Source organism: Commensalibacter papalotli (ex Botero et al. 2024), assembly GCF_947179115.1.
GTDB lineage: Bacteria > Pseudomonadota > Alphaproteobacteria > Acetobacterales > Acetobacteraceae > Commensalibacter > Commensalibacter papalotli.
In genome coordinates this window covers 1-1880 of the sequence record NZ_CAMXCI010000016.1, presented here as the reverse complement: position 1 = coordinate 1880, position 1880 = coordinate 1, and the positions used below count along the sequence as shown (strand labels likewise).

Sequence of the window (1880 nt, the reverse complement as noted above, 5' to 3'; positions counted from 1 at the left end):
ATAACATTTGGTACAAATATTGATTACGCTGTTACTGGATGGCAATTAAATGCTGCCAATGACACTGTTAAATTAGGTGCTGGTGCAACTGGTAACATTGGTAATATTACCTTTGGTGCGAGTGCTACAGGCTCTTTATTTGATACTGGTGTGGCTAATAACCTAGTATTTGGTAATGCGACACTTGTTCAAAATGCTACTTTAACGTTAAATGGTACTGTAACAGGAACTTCTTTAAATCTGTCTAATGCGGCAGTTGTTAATATTCCTGCTGGTGCAAATGTTGATATTGGTTCACTTGTAATCGATGGAAGCAATGGTGCACAACAGGTTGTTATTAATGTTGCAAATGGTGCAACTTTAAATGTTGGTTCATTATCAACAACAAATGTTGCTTCTAGCAATATGCCTAAAATTCTTATTACAGGCACAGGACATGTTGTCATTGCTGGGCAAAAAGCTCGTGCTTCTGATACGCTTGCACATCAAGTTCAATTCTCTGGTAATAATGGTATTTATCAATATGAAGGTAATATCCAAGATGTAAGTGGTAAACTTACAATTACTAATTTTGCTCTAACTGATCAGGCAATCTTTGAAGTAGGTACAGCATATACAGATCAAAGCCGTTATGTAACCAGTGTTGTTGGTGGTGTTCTATATGTAAACTATGTTGATGCAGCTACGGGTGCGTTAACAGAAGTTGCACACTTTAATTATACACCATCTGTTGCTGGACAAGCTGCTCCAAACGTCTTGATTGTTAAAAATGATGCAAGTTCTACTGGGTATGATATTATCATCACCAAATGTTTCTTAACGGGTACGCATATTCTGACACCAGAAGGTGAAGTAACTGTTGAAAACTTAAAAGCTGGTGATAGCGTTATTACCTTGCAAAATGGTCAACAAGTCAGCAAGCAAATTGTCTGGGCTGGTAATATGGATGTAAGTGTTAATAATTATGAACATAAAGATGCTCTGTATCCTGTTCGTATTAAAGCACATGCATTTGGATTAAACCAACCTTGTCGCGATTTGTTAGTAACACCTGAACATACAATCTATGTTGATGGTGGATTAGTGCCAGCACGTATGTTGGTTAATGGACGTTCTATTATCACCGATACCAGTATGGATAGCTTTACCGTTTACCATATTGAAACAGAAGAACATTCAATTCTGTTATCAGAAAATCTGACAACTGAATCTTACTTGAACACAGATGATCGTCATCAATTTAATGGTAGTGCAATTAACTTGCATTTAACCTTTAATGAAAATGCTGGCCATCAAAGTTGGGAAAGTGATGCAGCTGCACCATTGACAGTAGCAAGACACCAAGTTGAGCCAATTTGGCAAATGTTGGATCGTCGTGCAACACAACAAGGGTATGCACCTGTTTCTAAACCAGAAGTCACCAATGATCCTTCACTTTGCTTGATTACGCAAAAAGGTGAAAGACTTCAACCTGTCGATGTTAAAGGCAATACCTATAGCTTCTATGTTCCTGCAAATGTTCGCGTTGTTGCAATGCATTCAAAAGCAGCATTACCATCAGAAGTGGTTGGACCATACCTTGATGATCGTCGTATGTTGGGTGTTCTTGTTGCCAAAATTAATGTGTTTGGTGATAGAAACTTAACCATTCTTCCTGCTGATATGACCGGTCTTTCAGGTTGGCATCCTGCTGAACTGAATAGAGCTGATCGTTGGACAAAAGGATTGGCAACTCTCCCAGAAGCCGTGGCAGAAGTAAGTACTAAGGTTAAATTGATTAAGGTCGAATTAACCGCAACATCAGAATATTTCGTAGATATGATTGAAGTCGCAGAGAAAATTGCGTAATTTTAATCGATTTATAAATAAATTGATGTAAC

Annotated in this window: 1 protein-coding gene; it reads left to right on the top strand. The window is 37.9% G+C overall.

Annotation, left to right across the window (positions count from 1 at the left end):
* The coding region (locus QMN76_RS10835; RefSeq protein WP_282024766.1) for a Hint domain-containing protein at positions 1-1848 on the top strand (1848 nt) is incomplete at its 5' end.
* Positions 1849-1880: the final 32 nt, after the last annotated feature.